Annotated in this window: 20 protein-coding genes and 3 pseudogenes; 14 read left to right on the top strand and 9 right to left on the bottom strand. The window is 71.3% G+C overall.

What is annotated here, in order from left to right; genetic code table 11:
• Positions 1 to 326 precede the first annotated feature (326 nt).
• Positions 327 to 1,487 carry an NAD(P)-dependent malic enzyme gene (locus AFB00_RS16475; RefSeq protein ID WP_068797975.1) on the bottom strand — a complete coding sequence of 387 codons (1,161 nt, stop codon included), beginning with the start codon at positions 1,485 to 1,487 and terminating at the stop codon, positions 327 to 329.
• Between the two features lie 277 nt (positions 1,488 to 1,764).
• Positions 1,765 to 2,691 carry a hypothetical protein gene (locus AFB00_RS16470; RefSeq protein ID WP_068797974.1) on the bottom strand — a complete coding sequence of 309 codons (927 nt, stop codon included), beginning with the start codon at positions 2,689 to 2,691 and terminating at the stop codon, positions 1,765 to 1,767.
• Between the two features lie 146 nt (positions 2,692 to 2,837).
• Between AFB00_RS16470 and AFB00_RS16465 the strand changes: the two genes are divergently transcribed.
• The gene (locus AFB00_RS16465) at positions 2,838 to 3,452 is read left to right on the top strand and encodes a histidine phosphatase family protein (protein WP_068800375.1); all 615 of its coding nucleotides are present in this window, start codon (positions 2,838 to 2,840) and stop codon (positions 3,450 to 3,452) included.
• Positions 3,453 to 3,496: 44 nt separating this feature from the next.
• Positions 3,497 to 3,970 carry a GNAT family N-acetyltransferase gene (locus AFB00_RS16460; protein WP_068800374.1) on the top strand — a complete coding sequence of 158 codons (474 nt, stop codon included), beginning with the start codon at positions 3,497 to 3,499 and terminating at the stop codon, positions 3,968 to 3,970.
• A gap of 73 nt (positions 3,971 to 4,043) precedes the next feature.
• On the opposite strand, the gene AFB00_RS16455 is transcribed toward AFB00_RS16460, so the two are convergent.
• Positions 4,044 to 4,457: a hypothetical protein gene (locus AFB00_RS16455; protein WP_068797973.1), complete on the bottom strand. Its 414-nt coding sequence runs from the start codon at positions 4,455 to 4,457 to the stop codon at positions 4,044 to 4,046.
• Between the two features lie 43 nt (positions 4,458 to 4,500).
• Between AFB00_RS16455 and AFB00_RS16450 the strand changes: the two genes are divergently transcribed.
• Together AFB00_RS16450 and AFB00_RS16445 are read left to right on the top strand one after the other, a co-directional pair.
• On the top strand, positions 4,501 to 5,451 hold the full coding sequence (locus tag AFB00_RS16450; protein WP_068797972.1) for a diacylglycerol/lipid kinase family protein: 951 nt from the start codon (positions 4,501 to 4,503) through the stop codon (positions 5,449 to 5,451).
• A 512-nt stretch (positions 5,452 to 5,963) separates the two neighbouring features.
• A complete protein-coding gene (locus AFB00_RS16445) occupies positions 5,964 to 6,215 on the top strand; it encodes a WhiB family transcriptional regulator (RefSeq protein ID WP_043277332.1) in 252 nt (83 codons plus the stop codon).
• A 308-nt stretch (positions 6,216 to 6,523) separates the two neighbouring features.
• On the opposite strand, the gene AFB00_RS16440 is transcribed toward AFB00_RS16445, so the two are convergent.
• The gene (locus AFB00_RS16440; RefSeq protein ID WP_068800373.1) at positions 6,524 to 8,053 is read right to left on the bottom strand and encodes a sensor histidine kinase; all 1,530 of its coding nucleotides are present in this window, start codon (positions 8,051 to 8,053) and stop codon (positions 6,524 to 6,526) included.
• Between the two features lie 65 nt (positions 8,054 to 8,118).
• On the opposite strand from AFB00_RS16440, the gene AFB00_RS36240 reads away from it, so the two are divergent.
• Positions 8,119 to 8,193, top strand: coding sequence for a 50S ribosomal protein bL37 (locus AFB00_RS36240; protein ID WP_370589081.1), 75 nt, complete (start codon positions 8,119 to 8,121; stop codon positions 8,191 to 8,193).
• Positions 8,194 to 8,256: 63 nt separating this feature from the next.
• On the opposite strand, the gene rsrA is transcribed toward AFB00_RS36240, so the two are convergent.
• Both rsrA and AFB00_RS16430 read right to left on the bottom strand, forming a co-directional pair.
• Entirely contained in the window at positions 8,257 to 8,592 is a 336-nt protein-coding gene (rsrA, locus tag AFB00_RS16435) for a mycothiol system anti-sigma-R factor (protein ID WP_068800372.1), read from the bottom strand.
• A 32-nt stretch (positions 8,593 to 8,624) separates the two neighbouring features.
• Complete coding sequence (locus AFB00_RS16430; protein WP_231973956.1) at positions 8,625 to 9,404, bottom strand: sigma-70 family RNA polymerase sigma factor; 780 nt, start codon at positions 9,402 to 9,404, stop codon at positions 8,625 to 8,627.
• 270 nt (positions 9,405 to 9,674) lie between these two features.
• On the opposite strand from AFB00_RS16430, the gene AFB00_RS16425 reads away from it, so the two are divergent.
• Entirely contained in the window at positions 9,675 to 9,965 is a 291-nt protein-coding gene (locus AFB00_RS16425; protein WP_060710840.1) for a transposase, read from the top strand.
• Positions 9,962 to 10,870: an IS3 family transposase gene (locus AFB00_RS16420; protein ID WP_060710839.1), complete on the top strand. Its 909-nt coding sequence runs from the start codon at positions 9,962 to 9,964 to the stop codon at positions 10,868 to 10,870. The genes AFB00_RS16425 and AFB00_RS16420 overlap by 4 nt, the downstream gene beginning before the upstream one ends.
• A 400-nt stretch (positions 10,871 to 11,270) precedes the next feature.
• On the opposite strand, the pseudogene AFB00_RS16415 reads toward AFB00_RS16420, so the two are convergent.
• Positions 11,271 to 11,996: pseudogene (locus AFB00_RS16415) on the bottom strand (IS630 family transposase); the annotation flags it as partial.
• Between the two features lie 46 nt (positions 11,997 to 12,042).
• Here AFB00_RS16415 and AFB00_RS16410 point away from each other — a divergent pair.
• The 4 genes from AFB00_RS16410 to AFB00_RS16390 all read left to right on the top strand — a co-directional run bounded on the left by AFB00_RS16410 (position 12,043) and on the right by AFB00_RS16390 (position 15,314).
• A complete protein-coding gene (locus AFB00_RS16410) occupies positions 12,043 to 12,495 on the top strand; it encodes an IS5 family transposase (protein ID WP_083276061.1) in 453 nt (150 codons plus the stop codon).
• Between the two features lie 690 nt (positions 12,496 to 13,185).
• A complete protein-coding gene (locus AFB00_RS34080; protein ID WP_197519555.1) occupies positions 13,186 to 13,362 on the top strand; it encodes a transposase in 177 nt (58 codons plus the stop codon).
• Positions 13,363 to 13,549: 187 nt separating this feature from the next.
• The gene (locus AFB00_RS16395; protein WP_231973955.1) at positions 13,550 to 14,215 is read left to right on the top strand and encodes a hypothetical protein; all 666 of its coding nucleotides are present in this window, start codon (positions 13,550 to 13,552) and stop codon (positions 14,213 to 14,215) included.
• A 166-nt stretch (positions 14,216 to 14,381) separates the two neighbouring features.
• Positions 14,382 to 15,314, top strand: coding sequence for a methylenetetrahydrofolate reductase (locus AFB00_RS16390; protein ID WP_068797968.1), 933 nt, complete (start codon positions 14,382 to 14,384; stop codon positions 15,312 to 15,314).
• 171 nt (positions 15,315 to 15,485) lie between these two features.
• Here the strand turns inward: AFB00_RS16390 and AFB00_RS16385 are convergent.
• A pseudogene (locus tag AFB00_RS16385) lies at positions 15,486 to 16,692 on the bottom strand (IS256 family transposase).
• Between the two features lie 83 nt (positions 16,693 to 16,775).
• Positions 16,776 to 17,393 (bottom strand): annotated as a pseudogene (locus tag AFB00_RS31975) (DDE-type integrase/transposase/recombinase); the annotation flags it as partial.
• A gap of 46 nt (positions 17,394 to 17,439) precedes the next feature.
• On the opposite strand from AFB00_RS31975, the gene AFB00_RS16380 reads away from it, so the two are divergent.
• From AFB00_RS16380 to ybaK, 3 genes are all read left to right on the top strand, one after another.
• Positions 17,440 to 17,730, top strand: a complete 291-nt coding sequence (locus tag AFB00_RS16380; protein WP_060710840.1) for a transposase — start codon at positions 17,440 to 17,442, stop codon at positions 17,728 to 17,730.
• A complete protein-coding gene (locus tag AFB00_RS16375) occupies positions 17,727 to 18,635 on the top strand; it encodes an IS3 family transposase (RefSeq protein WP_060710839.1) in 909 nt (302 codons plus the stop codon). The genes AFB00_RS16380 and AFB00_RS16375 overlap by 4 nt, the downstream gene beginning before the upstream one ends.
• 87 nt (positions 18,636 to 18,722) lie before the next feature.
• Positions 18,723 to 19,214, top strand: a complete 492-nt coding sequence (gene ybaK, locus AFB00_RS16370) for a Cys-tRNA(Pro) deacylase (RefSeq protein WP_068797967.1) — start codon at positions 18,723 to 18,725, stop codon at positions 19,212 to 19,214.
• The last annotated feature ends 43 nt before the right edge of the window (positions 19,215 to 19,257 follow it).

Below are 19,257 nucleotides of genomic sequence, written 5' to 3'. Positions count from 1 at the left end.
TGCTCGGCAGTTCCAGGGGGCTCAACGAGCCACCGGGCCGGGCGATCCGCACGGATAGCCCGATCGAGCTATCCCGCACAGCGGGTGACGGGACCATTCGGCGCAACGCCGATACTCCGAGGAACGTTCACCGTTGGTGACACGCCGACGCCTGAGGGTGAAGGGCGCTCATCCTTCGCCGAACGGTGAAGTGAAGATCAACGCTGCGTGTCCGACCGCTCACAGCGCGATGTACCGTTCGCCGCACGGTCGTCACGGGCACGGTTCGTGACCGTCCGTGCCGACTTGTGCACACCCGTCACATCGGGCGTCGCGCCGGCCGGGCCTCAGCCCTCCCCGGCCGCCTGCGCCACCGCCGCCGCCACGGCCGGTGCCACCCGCGGGTCGAACGGGCCGGGCACGATCCGGGTCGGCGACAGCTCGTCGGCGCCGACCCCGGCGATGGCCTGTGCCGCGGCCACCTTCATCCGGTCGGTGATCCGGCGGGCCCCCGCGTCCAGCGCGCCCCGGAAGATCCCCGGGAAGGCCAGCACGTTGTTGATCTGGTTCGGGAAGTCGCTGCGCCCGGTCGCGACGATCGCCGCGTGCCGCGCCGCGACGTCCGGGTGGACCTCGGGGTCGGGGTTGGACAGTGCGAAGACCATCCCGCCGGGCGCCATCGTGGCCAGCAGCTCCTCCGGCAGCCGGGCGCTGGAGAGCCCGACGAACACGTCCGCCCCGGCCAGCGCCTCGGCGATCCCGCCGGTCACGCCGCGCGGGTTCGTCACCGCGGCCAGCTCGGCCTTCACCCCGCCCCGCCCGGCGTCGACGATCCCCCGCGAGTCCACCAGCACGACGTCGGACGCCCCGGCCGCGAGCAGGATCCGCGCGCAGGCGATCCCGGCGGCCCCGGCACCGGACACGACGACCCGCAGATCGGTCACCGCACGGTCCTGGACCCGGCAGGCACCCTGCAGCGCCGCGAGCAGGACGACCGCCGTCCCGTGCTGGTCGTCGTGCATGACCGGGCAGTCCAGCGCCTCGATCAGCCGGCGCTCCAGCTCGAAGCAGCGCGGTGCCGAGACGTCCTCGAGGTTCACCGCACCGAAGGTCGGGCGCAGCCGGACCAGGGTCTCGACGATCTCGTCGACGTCGGTGGTGTCGAGCACCAGCGGGATCGAGTCGAGCCCGGCGAACGTCTTGAACAGCGCCGACTTGCCCTCCATCACCGGCAACGAGGCCCGCGGGCCGATGTCGCCGAGCCCGAGCACCGCGGTGCCGTCGCTGACCACGGCGACCAGCCGGTGCGCCCAGGTGTAGCGGGAGGCGAGCGCGGCGTCGTCGGCGATCGCCCGGCAGACGTCCGCCACGCCGGGGGTGTAGGCGATCGACAGGTCGTGCGCGTCGGCCAGCGGCGCGGTCAGCCCGGTCGCGAGCTTGCCGCCCTCGTGCGCGCCGAACACCTCGTCACGGGCGGGGACGGCCGGGCGGTCCTGGGCGAGCGTCATGAATGGCTCCAGTGGAACGGGTAGGGGTGAGCGGCGCCCGGCGGAGCGGGCGCGTGCCGTTGCACCGGGGGCCGCGGGTGTCGTCGGCCGGTTCACCGGTGCCGGACGGCCATCCCGCTCGCCAGGGACCGGATACGGCTCCGGCGCGGGACACGGCTGTCTGGGTTGCGGGCGACCCTACCGCCGGTACGCCCGGGGCCCGGCGGTCCGACCGGCCGGAGTGGGCGTCGGCACAGAACGTACGTACGGATTCACTGCAGGTCACCGGCCCGGGGCCTCAGCGCAGCGGCGAGGGCGTCAGCTCCGGCAGCGGGCTGTCCGGCAGCTGCGGGCCGGAGGGGAGCTCGGTCATCGGCTGCGCCGTCCGGCCCGGGGTGAACGGACGGGTGCCCGGCACCAGCCGCACGTCGTCGATCCCGCCGTAGGTCATGGCGTAGTCGAGGGCCTGGGCGATGTCGGTGACGCCGTTCGCCGTCGTCGGCGCCAGCAGGCTGGACAGCACGCCGAACGCCCTGCCCTCGGAGTCGAGGTACCCCGATCCGGAGTCGCCGGGTACCCCGGGCGGTGCCGTCACGACCACGTGCATCCGCGGGCTCTCCGGGCGGCCGAGGCTGACGCCCTGCTTGTTCGGCGTCGCGGCGAGCTGGTTGGGCTGGTGGCTGTAGACGGTCTCGCCGCTGCGGGTGCCGCCGACCTCCAGCCCGACCGGGCCGCCGAACCCCGGGACGGTCGGGTCGGCCGCCGCCGCGGCCTCCGGGCTCAGCTCGATCAGCGCGAAGTCGTTGAACGAGCAGGCCGCCGGGTCGTCCTCGCCGATGTCCTGCATCGTGACCCACGAGTTGTAGGCCAGGGTGCCGGTGTAGGTGCGCCCGTCCCGCCCCTCGATCCGGACCTCGGTGCCCTCGGGCTGCACCGGCTCCACACACCCGTTCACCGAGCCCGTCGAGTCCTCGGTCCCGGTGCAGTGCGCCGCCGCGCCGAGGTAGAGCGTGCCGCCCCCGTCGAACAGGAAGTTCGCCGTGCACAGCTCGGCGACCTCGCCGAGCGGGGTCACCAGCCGGACGCCCGGGCCGACCGCGCCGGGCGCCGGCTGCGCGGCGGCCGTTCCCGCGACGGCGGGGACGACCAGGACGGCGACGGCCAGGTCGGCCGCGGCCCCCAGCCCGGCGATCCGCCGCGCGGTGCGGCGGGGCTGCTGCGTCATGGGACTCCTCGGGCGGGGACGGGGTTCGGTGCCGAGCCAACGGCACCGGCGCGGCCCTGTCACGTCTCGTACGGGTGGACCCGTGGTCCGACCGGGCGATCCGGAACGGACGGTGCCCGCCGCCGTCCGCGGCTACGGTCTACGTCGTGAGCCCCGAAACCGACCCCTACGGCCGGGTCCTGCTCCTGCGCCACGGCGAGACCGAGTGGTCGCGGACCGGCAAGCACACCGGCCGCACCGACATCCCGCTGACCGGGGCGGGCCGGGCCGCCGCGCACAGCGTGCGGGACGCGCTGGCGCTGGTCCGGCACGCCGAACCACCGGCCCGCGTCCTCTGCTCCCCGCGCACGCGCGCGCGGGACACCGCCGAGCTGGCCGGGCTGCGGGTCGACTCCGTCGACGAGCGGCTCTCCGAGTGGGACTACGGCGACGGCGAGGGCCGCACCACCCCGGAGATCCGCGAGGACCTGCCCGGCTGGACGGTCTGGGACGGCCCGTGGCCGGGCGGGGAGACCGCCGACGACGTCTGCGCCCGGGCCGACGCGGTCCTGGCCGGGATCCGCCCGCTGCTCGACGACGGCGACGTCGTGCTGGTGGGCCACGGCCACTTCTCCCGGGTGCTGACCGCGCGCTGGATCGGCCTCCCGGCGAGCGGCGGGGTGCACTTCCGGATGGACCCGGCCGGGGTCACCGTGCTCGGTCACGAGCGCGGCGTCCCGCGGCTCGACCACGTCAACCAGCGACCGACGGGCAGCGCGTGAGCACCGGCACCGTGCGACCGGCGGGTCCGGCCGACGTCCCCGCGATGGTGCGGCTGGTGCACGAGCTGGCCGAGTACGAGAAGGCCGCCGGGGAGTGCGGGCTGACCGCGGGGCAGCTGGACACCGCGCTGTTCGGTGACGACCCGGTCGCCGCGGCGCACGTCGCCGTGGCCGCGGGCGGTGACGTGGCCGGTGACGTGGTCGGTGACGTGGTCGGTGACGTGGTCGGGGTCGCGATCTGGTTCCGCACGTTCTCCACCTGGGAGGGCGTCGCGGGCATCCACCTGGAGGACCTCTACGTCTCCCCCGCCCACCGCGGCGACGGTCACGGCGCCCGGCTGCTGGCCGCGCTCGCCGCCGAGTGCACCCGCAACGGCTGGGCCCGCCTGGAGTGGAACGTGCTCGACTGGAACGCACCGGCGATCGGCTTCTACCGCGCGATCGGCGCCACCCCGAACGAGGGCTGGACGACCTACCGGCTGACCGGTGCCCCGCTCACCGGGCTCGCCGCCCGCTGACCGCCACGACCGGGGCCCCGGCGTCCGCCCCGTCGGCGCCCGGCCCCCGGAGCCCGCCGGTCCGGCCGGCCGCTCAGTCCGGGTACTCGTCGCCCATCGACCACCGCCGGGTCTGCTCGCTGATCAGCATGAGGAACGTGAACAGCACGAACAGCCCGCAGACGATGCCCCACAGCAGCTGCCGGCTCGGGCCGAGCACGTAGTAGATCACCGGGAACAGCAGGAGCTGGACGACGATCGCCGGCGTCCGGCAGCCGTGCACCCCGCGGTAGAGCCCGTAGCCGACCGCGGCGAGGCCGCCGGCCATCAGCAGGAAGATGCCGGCCTCGGCGATGCCGTAGTAGCCGCGGGCGTCCCCGGCGCCGATCGCGCGGACCGCCAGCACGACCGACACCACGATCCCGGCCAGGCCCTGCACCATCACCAGGACGCCGGAGACCCGCACGTTCTCCGGTACCCGGACGCCCTTGCGCTGTTCGGATGCCACGGTGTCGAGGATAGGCGCGACCCGGGTCGTTAGAGTTCGGCCCGTGCGCGCGATGCTCGTGGTCAACCCCCAGGCCACGTCCACCACCGCCGCCGGCCGGGACGTCCTGACCAAGGCACTCGCCAGCGAGCTGAAGCTGGACGTGCTCCAGACCCGCTACCGCGGCCACGCCGCGGAGGCGACGGCGGCCGCGGTCGCCGACGGCGTGGAGCTGGTCGTGGCCCTCGGCGGCGACGGCACGGTCAACGAGGTGGTGAACGGGCTCCTGGCCGCCCAGACCGGCAGCGGCACCGGCCCGCCCCGCCCCGATCCGGACGCCACCGCGATGCTCGCCGTGGTCCCCGGCGGCTCGGCGAACGTCTTCGCCAGGGCGCTGGACCTGCCCCGCGACCCGGTCGACGCGACCGGCCAGGTGCTGGACGCGCTGGCCCGGCGCCGGCGCAGGCTGGTCGGTCTCGGGCACGCCGACGACCGCTGGTTCACCTTCAACGCCGGCATGGGTTGGGACGCCGAGGTCGTCGCCGCGGTCGAGCGGGCCAGGGCGCAGGGGCACGAGGCCAGCCCCGGCCGGTACGCGGTGACGGCGATCGCCCAGTACCTCGCCCAGCTGCGCCGGCCGCCGTCGATGACGGTCGACATCCCCGGTGCCGCGCCGCTGGAGGGGGTCAAGCTGGCGTTCGTGTCGAACACCGACCCGTGGACCTACCTGTCCGGGCGCGCGGTGCGGACGAACCCGCGCTCGTCGTTCGGCAGCGGCCTGGGCCTGTTCGCGCTCACCGGGCTGAGTCCGGCGACGATCGCCTCCACCCTGCGGCAGATCCTGTCCGCCGACGGTGACCCGCACGGGCGCTCGATCGTCCGGCACGACGCCGTCCCGCAGGTCAGGATCACCTCCGAGCGGCCGCTGGCGCTGCAGCTGGACGGCGACCACCTCGGGATGCGGACCGACGTGGAATTCCTCAGCGTGGCGGGAGCGTTACGCGTCGTCGTGTGAGACGGGCGGTTCGTCGCGCCCCGTGCGGGCCCTCTCACACGGCGGAGTGAGCAACCCCGCCATTCACCGATGTGAGCGGACCGTCGGTCCCGTTGGGGCTTACACCACCGCGAACGGTTGATCCAAGGTGGTCCCTACGCAAGCGAGGGATCACGAGCAGCGCAGCTCGTACGGGTAGGGGTGAACGAGGCCCAGACCTGCAGGATCCGGTTCGGCACGGTGTCGGCCCGCAGGGGCCGGACCGGGGCGAGAGTGTCCGGCTTTACACGGATTCGGGTGGCCGAGTCCGTGCACGGCGAGGACACTGGAGCCAGGAACCGGCCCGGAGTCCTGATGTCCCGGGCACTGGTCTGCCGTGCGTGGGTGGCTATGAGGCCCCTCACGTTTACGGCGATCGGTATCCCATTGAGGACGAACCGAGCTCGTGAAAGTATTCACAAGCTGCGAAACATGCACGTAAAGAAGACGACGATCGGCGCGACCCCGATCGCGCACCAGAGGAGAAGGCGAACATGGACTGGCGTCACGACGCGATCTGCCGCGACGAGGACCCGGAGCTCTTCTTCCCGGTCGGCACCAGCGGCCCCGCCCTGATGCAGATCGCGGAGGCGAAGAGCGTGTGCCGGCGCTGCCCGGTCACCGAGTCGTGCCTGCAGTGGGCCCTCGAGTCCGGCCAGGATGCCGGCGTATGGGGCGGCATGAGCGAGGACGAGCGTCGCGCCCTGAAGCGGCGCAGCACCCGCCCGCGCGCTCGCACCGCATAAGGCACATCGAGAAGTAGCTCCCCGCCCTCGGGCCCGTAGCCGGATGCCACCGGCCACGGGCCCGAGGTGCGTTCGGGGCGATCTGCCGCCCCGGGTGACTCGTCCACCACGGTGCCGGCGCGACCTCGGCACCGGGATCAACGGTCACGGTCCGAGGGTATCCCCTCTGTCCGGGCCGTTCGTCGACGCCCCGGGTCACCCGCTGTAGCGACGACGGTCACCCGGCGCACCGGGGCGACCGCCCGGGGACCACGAACGGCGACGTCCTTGCCTCGCCGCCGCCCCGTCCCCGGCCACCGGTACCGGCGTCACGACCCGCCCAGCGGGACCCGGATCGCCGCGACCGTCCCGCCGCCGTCGCGGTCGGAGACGGAGATGGTCGCCTCCAGCTCCGAGCTCAGCAGGGTGCGGACGATCTGCAGGCCCAGCCCCTTCGACTTCTCCACGTCGAACTCCGGCGGCATGCCGTGGCCGTCGTCGGCCACCGAGACCTCCAGCCGGCTCGCGGACCGCCGCGGGCTGACCACGACCTCTCCCGCGGCCCCGGGGTCGTAGGCGTGCGCCAGCGCGTTGTGCACGAGCTCGGCGAGCACGAGGACGAGCGGGGTCGCCTTGGCCGCGGGGAGCGCACCGAAGCCCGTCTCCACCCGGACCCTGGCCCTGGCCTCGGTGGTGGCCCCGTCCCGGATCGCCGGGAGCACCTTCGGCAGCAGCTCGTCGAGCTCCACGACCTCGGCCACCGAGTAGGCCAGAGCCTCGTGCACCAGTGCGATCGAGGTGACCCGGCGGACGGACTCCTCCAGCGCCTGCCCCGCCTCGGGGTACTCGCTGCGGCGCGCCTGCATGCGCAGCAGCGCCGCGACCGTCTGCAGGTTGTTCTTCACCCGGTGGTGGATCTCCCGGATGGTGGCGTCCTTCGACATCAGCGCGGCGTCCCGGCGGCGCAGGTCGGTGACGTCCCGGACCAGCACCAGCGCACCGGCGGGATCGCCGCGCGGGCGCAGCGGCAGGGCCCGCACCAGCATCGTCGCCCGCCGGCCCTTCACCTCCAGCCGGGTCGACGGCGTCCCGTCCAGGGCCGCGGTGATCCGCTCGGCGACCTCCTTGGCGTCGAACGGGTCCAGCACCAGGACCTTGGTGACGGTCGCGAGATCGGCGCCCGCGACGTCGCTCGCGTGGCCCATGCGGTGGTAGGCCGACAGCGCGTTCGGGCTGGCGTAGGCGACGTTGCCGTGCACGTCGAGCCGGACCAGCCCGTCGCCGGCCCGAGGGCTCCCCTCGGCGCTGCCGGGCGGCCCGGACTGCGGCGGGAACGTGCCGTCGACGATCATCTGGCACAGGTCCGACGCGCTGCCGAGATAGGCGATCTCCAGCGGCGACGGCACCCGCGGCGTCGAGAGGTTGGTGTCGCGGGACAGCACGGCCACGGTGCGCCCCTGGTGCCGGACCGGGATCGTCTCCCGGCGGACCGGGACCTCCAGGTGCCAGCGCGGGTCGTCGTCGCGGCAGATGCGGCCCTCCTGGACCGCCCGCCGCACCTGGCCGACCTCGACCGCCGCCGCCCGGCGGCCGACGACGTCGTCCGGGTGCGCGGTGGGCGCGGTGGTCGGGCGGGCCTGGGCGACGCACAGGAACTGCGCCGTGGCCGACCGCGGGGCGCCGTCACCGGACCTCGGGTCGAGGGCCGCACCCAGGTCGTCGAGCGGCACCCACAGCAGGAAGTCCGCGAACGACATGTCGGCCAGCAGTTGCCACTCGCCGACCACCCGTTGCAGGTGGTCGACGGTCTCGCCGTCCATCGTCGTGTGTTCGGCGAGCAGCTCGCTCAGCGTGGTCACGATCGCCCATCCCACCACATGCGAGAATCAGCGGACGAACTCCCGCACACGAAAGGAGGCCGGTCATGTCCAAGCGTGCCCGCAAGCGTCGCGACCGCGCCAAGAACAAGGCGAACCACGGCAAGAAGCCGAACACCTGAGTCGCCGCGCGAACGACGAAGGGCGGGCACCCCACGGGGTGCCCGCCCTTCGTCGTCTTCGCGTCAGCCCTCGGCGCGGAACTCCGTGCGCCGGTGCGCGACCGAGACGCTGGTGCCCTCCGGCCCGCTCTCGACCGTGACCTCGGCCTGCTCCAGCACCGCCGAGCGGATCTGGGTGCGCAGCCGGTCCTTCAGCGACTCGGGTGCCGCCTCGCCGCCGCACTTGCGGGCCAGCAGCGCCTTCAGCTTCTCGTCGATGCCGTACTCGGCCAGGCAGGGAGCGCACTCGTGCAGGTGCTGCTCCAGGAGCATCCGCCGCTGCTGGTCGCACTCGCGGTCGAGGAACATCCAGACCTCGGCGAGCACCTCGCTGCAGTCGGTCCCGCCGTCGGGCAGCATCGGGTTGCGGTCGTCCGGGACGTCCTGCGCGCTCACGACGCCGTCACCTCCTGGTTGTCCTCGCCGCGCCCGGCACCGGCCCGCACCACACCGCGGTCGCGGGCGACGTCGGTCAGCATGTCGCGCAGCTGGCGGCGGCCGCGGTGCAGCCGCGACATCACGGTGCCGATCGGAGTGCCCATGATCTCGGCGATCTCCTTGTAGGCGAACCCCTCGACGTCGGCCAGGTACACCGCCATCCGGAAGTCCTCCGGCAGCGCCTGCAGGGCCTCCTTGACGTCGGAGTCCGGCAGCGCGTCGAGCGCCTCCATCTCGGCCGAACGCAGCCCGGTCGAGCTGTGCCCGCCCGCCTGCGCGAGCTGGTAGTCGGTGATCTCGTCGGTCGGCGACTGCAGCGGCTGGCGCTGCCGCTTGCGGTAGCCGTTGATGTAGGTGTTGGTCAGGATCCGGTAGAGCCAGGCCTTCAGGTTCGTACCGCGCCGGAAGGAGCCGAACGCCGAGTACGCCTTGAGGAACGTCTCCTGCACCAGGTCCTCGGCGTCGGCCGGGTTGCGGGTCATCCGCAGGGCCGCGCCGTAGAGCTGGTCGAGCAGGGGCATCGCGTCCCGCTCGAAGCGCGCCGTGCGGTCGGCGACGGACTCGCCGTCGGGCGCCCGGTTGCCGTCCGCGTCGGCGGCGCCGACCTCGGTGGCGCTGTCGGCGGCGCCGACCTCGGTGGCACTGTCGGCGCCGACCTCGGTGGCGCTCTCAGTGGCACCCTCGGCGGGCACGCCGAGCTGCTGGTCCCCGGACTGGTCCGGCTGATCTGACAACGGTCCCCTCTCCAGTGACACGAGCCGCGAGCCGGTGCGGGCCACCGGCACTGCGGACCCGTCGGAGGGTACGCGTCCGCGCCGGACCGGGCCCGGCCGCGGCGCCTCCATCACTGCTGTACTCACGCCCCGCACAACGCCCCGACCGGCCACGACATTCCCCGCGCTCACCCCTCCCCCGGGCTCCACTCATGGAGCTTCGGCCCGGTGACACGAGGCCAAAGTGCGGTTCACCCATGATCGGGGAGGCATCAGCTATAAGGGGTAGCGATGCCAGAGGTACGGAAGCGCTACGACCGGGAGTTCCGTGACGGAGCGGTCCGGGTCGTGGAGGAGACGGGCAAGCCGATCGCCCAGGTCGCCCGTGACCTGGGGGTCAACGAGGGCACGCTGGGCAACTGGGTGGCCCGTGCACGAGAGGCCCGCGAGGACACCGAGGGCCTGTCTCGCGGCGGCGTCGAGGAGCTCAAGCGGCTGCGCGCGGAGAACGCCGAGCTGCGGATGGAGCGTGATGTCCTCAAGCGATCCGTGGTCCTGTGGGTCAAGGAGGCGACGAAGTGAGCGTGGCCCGTTTCATCGCCGACCAGAGGACCTTCCACCGGGTGCCGCACACGCTGGCCTGCGCCCTGTTGGGGGTGTCGATCTCCTGGCTGTACAAGTGGCTCGACCGCGCCGCGCGTTCCGACGGTGGTGCCACCGCGACCGAGAAGCGCCGCTGCGCGTTGGACGCCGCCGTGGCCGTGGCGTTCGACGACGCCCAGCGGCTACACGGCTCACCCCGTCTGCACGCCGACCTGTGTGAGGCCGGATGGCGGGTGTCGGAGAAGACCGTGGCGGACTCGATGCGCCGCCAGGGCCTGGTCGCCCGCCGGATCAAGCGGCACAACGGGCTGACCCGCCAGGACCGCACGGCGCCGAAGTTCCCGGACCTGCTTCGTCGGGGTTTCACTGCGGCCGAGCCGAACCGCAGATGGGTCGGGGACATGACCGAGATCCCCACCGCGGCCGGGAAGTTGTATCTGGCCACGGTGATCGACCTGTACTCGCGGCGGCTGCTCGGCGCGGCCACGGGGCTGCACCCGAACGCCGAGCTGGCGTGTGCGGCGATCCGGATGGCGGTGGCGGCCCGCGGCGGGGCGGACCGAATCGCCGGGGTGATCTTCCACACCGACCGCGGGTCGACCTACACCGCGGGCGCGTTCACCGCTCTGTGTCGGCGGCTCGACATCCGTCAGTCGATGGGCCGGGTCGGGTCGTGTTTCGACAATGCCGCGGCGGAGGCGTTCTTCTCCAGCCTGGAGTGGGAAGTGCTGTCCCGCAACGACTTCGACACCATCAGTAGGGCGCGGGCGGCGGTCATCGACTGGTGTTACGGCTTCTACAACCACCGGCGGCGACACAGTGCCGCCGCCGGGCTCTCACCGATCAACTACGAGAACGCCGCCCTCACCCGAGACGCGGCATAAGAACCCTCCACGATCTCGGGGGAACCGCATGCGACGTCCGCGATACGGCGACCGGGTGTGTCTCTCGGCCCTCGGGGCCGAGACGATTCGGGGGTCCGACCGTGGTGCGCCTACTGGGCGAAACCGCTGTCGCTTTTGCAGGGTCTGTCAGAGCACGTGCCGGGCGTGCAACCGGTGATCCGACGGCGCGCCGCGGGCACGACACCAAGGTCCCGGCGTTGCGTGTGGTGAGCCATAGAGCTGAACGTGTGGCGCCGATCTGAGCGATGATCATGGACGACGGGCGGAGCAGAGCCACGTCCGCCCGCATTCGGAGGAATCTATGTGGCGGTGACTTGACCTTGTATGCCTTGATGGTCGCGTGGAGGACGTCGTGGTGGTCGGAGGTGGCCAGGCTGGACTAGTGTCCTGAGTCAGTGATTCGTTTGCAGTAGTGAGCGACGCTGTCGAGGATCTCGTCGGCGGTTTTGGTCCAGACGTAGGGCTTGGGATCGTCGTTCCAGGTCTTGATCCAGGCTCGGACGTCGGCGTTGAGCGCGCGGACCGAGCGGTGGGTGGAACGCCGCAGCTTCTTCGTGGTCAGCTCGGCGAACCAGCGCTCGACGAGATTGAGCCATGACGAACTGGTCGGGGTGAAGTGCAGGACGAACCGCGGGTGAGCGGCCAGCCAGCGGCGGATCGCCGGGGTCTTGTGGGTGGAGGCGTTGTCCAGCACCAGGTGCACGTCGAGCTCGGCGGGGACTTCGCGGTCGAGGGTGCGCAGGAACTTGCCGAACTCGACCGCCCGATGGCGGGCGTGCAGGGAGCCGATGACCTTGCCGGTGGTGATGTCGAGGGCGGCGTAGAGGCTCGAGGTGCCGTTGCGGACGTAGTCGTGGCTGGCCCGCGCCGGGCTGCCGGGCAGCATCGGAAAGACGGGCTGGGTGCGATCGAGAGCCTGGATCTGGGTCTTCTCGTCCACACACAGCACCAGCGCGCGTTCGGGCGGGTCGAGGTAGAGACCGACGACGTCGCGGACCTTGTCCACGAACAACGGATCTTTCGACAGCTTCCAGGAGTCGGTCTTGTGCGGCGCCAGTCCGAACGCCCGCCACACCCGCGACACCGTCGTCTGCGACATGCCTAGGGCGTGTCTCCCAGATAGGCGGACCGGGGTGCGCGATGCTTGATCGGTGCCGCGTACCGCTGTCCTGACTGATGTCCAGTGGGCCCGTCTGGCGCCGCTGTTGCCCTCCTCCGAGGGTCGTCGCGGGTGCCCGTTCCGCGATGACCGCCGGGTGCTCGAGGGGATCATCTACCGGTATCGGTGCGGGCTTCCCTGGCGCGACGTCCCAGCCGAGTTCGGGCCGTGGCAGACGTTGTGGAAGCGGCACCGCCGCTACAGCGGCGACGGCACCTGGGACCACATCCTGGCTGCTCTTCTGGTCGAGGCCGACGCCGCCGAGGTGCTCGGGTGGGCGGTCAGCGTGGACTCCACGATCATCCGTGCCCACCAGCACGCCGCGACCCTCAAGCGCGACACAGGGGGCCGGATCGAACTACACGAATCTGCTCGCCGAACCAGCAGATCACGCGCTGGGACGGTCCCGCGGAGGGCTGTCGACGAAGATCCACCAGCTCGTTGACGGGCACGGCCGCCCGCTGGTGAGTGGAACGGGCGCCCGCGACGACCCTCGGAGGAGGGCAACAGCGGCGCCAGACGGGCCCACTGGGCATCAGTCAGGACAGCGGTACGCGGCACCGATCAAGCATCGCGCACCCCGGTCCGCCTATTTGGGAGACACGCCCTAGGGGCGGCCGGCTCGCCACCCGAATACCGCAGGTCTCGAATATTGCACGTGCGCCAGTCAAGCTGCGGAGTTGCATCGGATGCAACATCTCCGCACGAGAAGAAGGCCCTGGAAGAAAATCGGCTCTGGCACAGGTGCGGTGGTGCCGCGGCGCGTCACGTTCGGGTGGCGCGCTGGCTCTGTGATCATCCCGCTATCCCGCTGGTGCAATCCTGCTCTTGGAGAGGCACTGAGCCTTTTTCAACCTGCCGTTCCGGCAGCTCAGGGGCCTGGTTGTGTGGGTGCAGACGCCGAGCTGGCGAGCCGGTGACCTGTGCAGCTGTGGTCAGAGCAGTTGCGCTGCAACCTTCGCGATCTCCTGACGCAGAAGCTCGCTGGTCAGGTTGAAAAAGGCTCACTGTTCCCCGGGCTGTCGTCCCTGGTCATCGAAGAGGCCCTCGCCAGCGGCTCCGTCCCGCAGCTCACAGCGCGCAGCGCCATGGCCTCGACAGCTGCCGCAGCCGCCCACTCCCACACCACCCGGTGTTGAGCGTCGACGACGTCGCCCTGCGTCGCGGACGCCGCTACATGACCATGGTGATCGACCCGGTCACGCACCGCCGGATCGACGTGCTGCCCGACCGCCGGGCCGCGACCCTGGCCGCGTGGCCGCGTGGTTACGTGATCGGCCGGTTCTGGCGGCGGGCATTGGGCCGGTGGTGACGGAGCCACCGCGTCCCCGCAGTAGGGCTCTCGTGGGAAGGTGATCATCCCGGCGATGAGTCCGGCCCCGCACCGAGATCGGCGGGGCCGCACAGTACAAAGCCCCGGTCGCGTGACCTACGAGGGTCAGAGGCTTCCGGGGCTATTCGCCAACCATGCTACACCGGGACACGGGAGGCTGCGAGTGGTGGACGTCGGCGACTGGATCGAGCAGTGGCTTTCCCGACCCCGGTTCGCCGTCTATCTCACCGAGGCCGACGGCGACCGCGCCCGAGCCCTCGCACTGTACGACTGGAACGCCCGCGCGGCCGCGGCGTTCCTCCACGACATCGGACACCTCGAGGTTGGGCTCCGGAACGCCTACGACCGCGCGCTTTCCGCCCGCGACCGGCCCGGGGACCCGCACTGGGTGTACGAGCCGACCCGGCACTTCCCGGCGCGTATCCGGGGCAGCAAGGACGCGAACTGGTGGCCGCGGAACGAGATCGCGATCGCGATCGACAAGGCCCGCAGGAACGGCGGCGGCGCACGCCCGGCGTCGGGCAAGGTGGTCGCCGAGCTGAATTTCGGGTTCTGGTCCGGGCTGACCACGGCTGGCCACGAGGGCCCCGTCTGGCGACGTCGCCTGCACCGTGCGTTCCCCCGCGGCACCGACCGGACCGCCGTGCACGAACCGGTCGACCGCCTCCGCAGGCTCCGGAACCGTGCGGCGCACAACGAGTCGATCCTCCGCATACCGCTCGCCGACCGGCACGCCGACCTGCTCGCCGTCGCCGACCTGCTGTCGCCGAAGCTGCGCGGCCACATTGCCGACCGGTCCCCAGTCCCGGCGGTGCTCGCCGATCGGCCCTGACCGGGCCGCTACTGCCCGGCGATCACGGCGGCGATCCTCGGTCAGTCGACGGCGTGTGTGGAGTGCCGGCGAGTTCAGGAGAGACCGCGGGGACGCCAACGCCCGAACCCGGCCAAGCGGGAAATGATGCCGCCCGCTCTGCCGTGAGGGCTGACATGATCGAAAGATGGCTTCCGCTCCGATCGCCCCGGCCGCCGAACTCCTGGCTCGCGCTCGTGACGGTGTGCTGCTCTACGGACTGACCCCGCCACGACAGTCCAGTACCCGCGAACAGGCCGACAGCATCGCCGCCGCGGCCCTGACGCGGCTCGAGTCGGTGCATGTCGATGGACTCATCCTCTACGACGTGGACGCCGAGGCCGACCGCACCGAGGCGCCACGACCGTTCCCGTTCATGCCGATGATGGACCCGGCCGACTTCCTCGATCACCACCTCGCCGGCTGGGCCGGCTCGGTGATCGTCTACCGCGCCGTGGGCAAGTACGGCGCCGACCAGCTGGACCAGTGGCTGGGGGAAGCCGACCAAGGCAGGGTGCTCACCGTGCTGGTCGGCGCGGCCTCCCGGCATCAGATGGTCCGGACGAGCCTGCCGGAGGCATACCGGCGACACGCCGCTCTGCCCCGTCCGCCGCGGATGGGCGGCGTCGTCATCGCCGAACGTCATGCCGAAGCCGGCACAGAGCACCTGCGCATGCTGCGCAAGCAGGAGGCCGGCTGCGAGTTCTTCGTCTCGCAGATCTGCTACGACCTGAACCGCACCTGCAACCTGCTGTCCGACTACGCCCACAACTGCCGCGACCAAGGCCTGGACCCACGCCCGGTGGTGCTGACCCTGGCCCCCTGTGGGTCGGCGAAGACCTTGGAGTTCATGACCTGGCTCGGCATCGAGGTCCCGCGATGGCTCCGTGCCGAGATCAACCGCGGTGACCCACTCGCCGCCTCGTACGAACACTGCCTCCTCAACGCCCGCGCTTTGATCGCGTTCTGCCGCCGACTCGGCCTGCCGTTCGGCATCAACGTCGAGACCGTCACCAACCGCAAGGTCGAGATCGACGCCTCCATCGACCTCGTCCGCGAGGTCCGCGACCTACTGGGCTGAACAGCGTCCACCCAGCCAGCGATGCGCGACCGGAGGTCCTAACCCGCGGCCGCCCTCGGCGTCGCTCCCGGGCCTGTGCAAGGAACGCCGGAACCACCGTTCCTGTTACAGACCCACCCTGATGTCCAGGCAGGGGGTCTGTAACAGGAACGGTGGTTCCGGCGTTGTTGGTCAGTAGTGCTCGGCGGACGGCCAGCGGTCACCGAACGTGATCGCGAAGGCGTTGATCACCGGCTTCCATCGGATCGTCCACCGTGCGCGGCCTCGCCCGGTCGGGTCGAGGCTGCGGGTCACAAGGTACAGGCATTTCAACGCGGCCGCCTCGCTGGGGAAATGCCCTCGCGCCCGTACCGCTCGGCGGTAGCGGGCGTTGAGTGATCGCGTTCGTCGAACACAACACGGCACGGATCTCGGCATCGTAGTCGAGGAACGGAACGAACTCGGTCCAGGCGTTGCGCCACAACCGGATCATCGCCGGATAAGTGCGACCCCATTTCTCGTCGAGGTCATCGAGAGCAGCGAGAGCGGCGTCGGCGGTGGGGGCCGTGTAGATCGCCCGAATCCCTCGCTTGATCGCATCGGTGTCACGCCGCGACGTCAACCGGAACGAGATCCTGATCAAGTGCACGATGCATGTCTGCACGATGGTCTGTGGCCACACGTTCTCCACCACCTCGGGCAGGCCTTTCAACCCGTCGCAGACCAGGAAGAACACGTCCCGCATGCCGCGGTTACGCAGGTCGGTCAGCACCCCCAGCCAGAACTTCGCGCCCTCACCACCGGAGCCGGCCCACAGGCCCAGCACGTCCTTGCGGCCGTCGACGGTGACCCCGATCGCCGCGTAGACGGGCCGGTTGGCGACCTGCCCGTCGCGGACCTTCACCATGATCGCGTCCACGAAGACCGCGACGTACACCGCATCGAGTGGCCGCGACACCCATTCCTGCATCTCGGCGATCACCGAGTCGGTGATCCGTGAGACGGTCTCCTTCGACACCGACGCCCCGTAGATCTCCGAGAAATGCGCCGAGATCTCCCCGGTCGTCAAACCCTTCGCGTACAGCGACAACACGATCTCATCGACATCCCCCAACCGCCGTTGCCGTTTCCGAACGATCTGGGGTTCGAACGTCGAGTCGCGGTCTCTCGGTACCTCGATCTCGACCTCCCCGACAGCATCGGAGATCACCGTCTTCGACCGGTGACCGTTCCGGTTGTTCGTCGATTCCCGGTCCGGGTCGGCCCGGTTCTTTGCATGCCCGAGGTGCTCGGTCATCTCCTCCCCGAGCGCAGTCTCCAGAACGTTCTTGGTGAACAGCTTCAACAGCCCATCCGGGCCGGTCAGCTCCAGGCCGCGTGCTCGCGCGTCGGCCACCATCGCCGCCGCGGCGGCCTGCTCGGGCGAGAGCTGACGCCCTGAACCCGTCTCATCCTTGGCTGAACCCACAAGGTCCGATGTCATCACTCACAGTGCCCATCCCACCGGACCCGAGCCCGGCGTGTCGGGCCGGAACCACCGTTCCTTGCACAGGCCCGCAGGTTGGTCAGGCGACTGATCGGCGGTAGGCCGTTGGTTGCGCTGTGGGGCCGGTGGTGATTGTAGAAGTGCAGCCAGCCGGGGAGCGCGTCTCGCCGAGCCGTTTCGCAGGGGTGGAAGCGGGCGTATGCCCACCCGTCGGCGAGGGTGCGGTGGAAACGTTCGATCTTGCCGTTGGTCTGAGGCCGGTAGGGCCGGGTTCGCTTGTGGGTGATGCCCAGTTCGCTGCAGGTGTCACGCCAGGCGTGTGAGCGGTAGCAGCTGCCGTTGTCGGACAGGACCCGTTCGACGGTCACGCCGCGGGCGTTCAACCAGTCCACGGCCCGGCGTAGCACACCGGTGGCGGTGTCGGCTTTCTCGTCGCTGTGGATCTCGGCGTAGGCGACGCGGGAGTGGTCGTCGATGACGGTGTGGACGAACGCTCTGCCGGTGCGCGGCTTGTAGTCGGTTCCCCTGGGCAGTCCGGGAGTGGACCGCTTGTTCAGGGCGCCTTGTCGGCGTCCGACGAAGCGGTGTCCGCCTCCGTCGGGGATGTTGCCGAATGCGGTTCCCCCATGATCGGGGAGGCATCAGCTATAAGGGGTAGCGATGCCAGAGGTACGGAAGCGCTACGACCGGGAGTTCCGTGACGGAGCGGTCCGGGTCGTGGAGGAGACGGGCAAGCCGATCGCCCAGGTCGCCCGTGACCTGGGGGTCAACGAGGGCACGCTGGGCAACTGGGTGGCCCGTGCACGAGAGGCCCGCGAGGACACCGAGGGCCTGTCTCGCGGCGGCGTCGAGGAGCTCAAGCGGCTGCGCGCGGAGAACGCCGAGCTGCGGATGGAGCGTGATGTCCTCAAGCGATCCGTGGTCCTGTGGGTCAAGGAGGCGACGAAGTGAGCGTGGCCCGTTTCATCGCCGACCAGAGGACCTTCCACCGGGTGCCGCACACGCTGGCCTGCGCCCTGTTGGGGGTGTCGATCTCCTGGCTGTACAAGTGGCTCGACCGCGCCGCGCGTTCCGACGGTGGTGCCACCGCGACCGAGAAGCGCCGCTGCGCGTTGGACGCCGCCGTGGCCGTGGCGTTCGACGACGCCCAGCGGCTACACGGCTCACCCCGTCTGCACGCCGACCTGTGTGAGGCCGGATGGCGGGTGTCGGAGAAGACCGTGGCGGACTCGATGCGCCGCCAGGGCCTGGTCGCCCGCCGGATCAAGCGGCACAACGGGCTGACCCGCCAGGACCGCACGGCGCCGAAGTTCCCGGACCTGCTTCGTCGGGGTTTCACTGCGGCCGAGCCGAACCGCAGATGGGTCGGGGACATGACCGAGATCCCCACCGCGGCCGGGAAGTTGTATCTGGCCACGGTGATCGACCTGTACTCGCGGCGGCTGCTCGGCGCGGCCACGGGGCTGCACCCGAACGCCGAGCTGGCGTGTGCGGCGATCCGGATGGCGGTGGCGGCCCGCGGCGGGGCGGACCGAATCGCCGGGGTGATCTTCCACACCGACCGCGGGTCGACCTACACCGCGGGCGCGTTCACCGCTCTGTGTCGGCGGCTCGACATCCGTCAGTCGATGGGCCGGGTCGGGTCGTGTTTCGACAATGCCGCGGCGGAGGCGTTCTTCTCCAGCCTGGAGTGGGAAGTGCTGTCCCGCAACGACTTCGACACCATCAGTAGGGCGCGGGCGGCGGTCATCGACTGGTGTTACGGCTTCTACAACCACCGGCGGCGACACAGTGCCGCCGCCGGGCTCTCACCGATCAACTACGAGAACGCCGCCCTCACCCGAGACGCGGCATAAGAACCCTCCACGATCTCGGGGGAACCGCAAAGCTCCATGAGTGGACCGTCGGCGGGGTGTCGTAGGTTGCGGGAGGGAGGGGTTGCGATGGCTGGGAAGGGCACGCCGGCGACGGCGCTGCTGGCGAAGCGCCGGATCCCGCACGAGGTGCACAGCTACCCGCACCAGGACGGGGCAACCGGTCCCGGCGCCGGCTACGGCGAGGAGGCGGTGCGGGCGATGGGCCAGGACCCGCGCCGGGTGTTCAAGACGCTCGTCGCGCTGGTCGACGGGACGATGACCGTGGGGATCGTGCCGGTCGCCGCGCAGCTCGACCTGAAGGCGCTCGCCGCGGCGGCCGGCGGGAAGAAGGCGGTCCTGGCCCCGGTCGCCGACGCCGAGCGCGCAACCGGCTACGTGGCGGGCGGCATCTCCCCGCTCGGCCAGCGCAGGCGGCTGCCGACCGTCCTCGACGCCTCGGCGCACGATCACCCGACCGTGTTCTGCTCGGGCGGCCGCCGGGGGCTGGAGATCGAGCTGGCCCCGGCGGACCTGGTGACCCTCACCGCGGCCGTCGTGGCGCCGATCGCCGCAGGCTGAGCGGGCCGTGCCCCTTCCGCGCCCGGCGTCGGCAAGTAGTGTC

The organism is Pseudonocardia sp. HH130630-07, from assembly GCF_001698125.1.
Classification (GTDB): Bacteria; Actinomycetota; Actinomycetes; order Mycobacteriales; family Pseudonocardiaceae; genus Pseudonocardia.
This window is presented reverse-complemented; position numbering and strand designations above follow the sequence as displayed.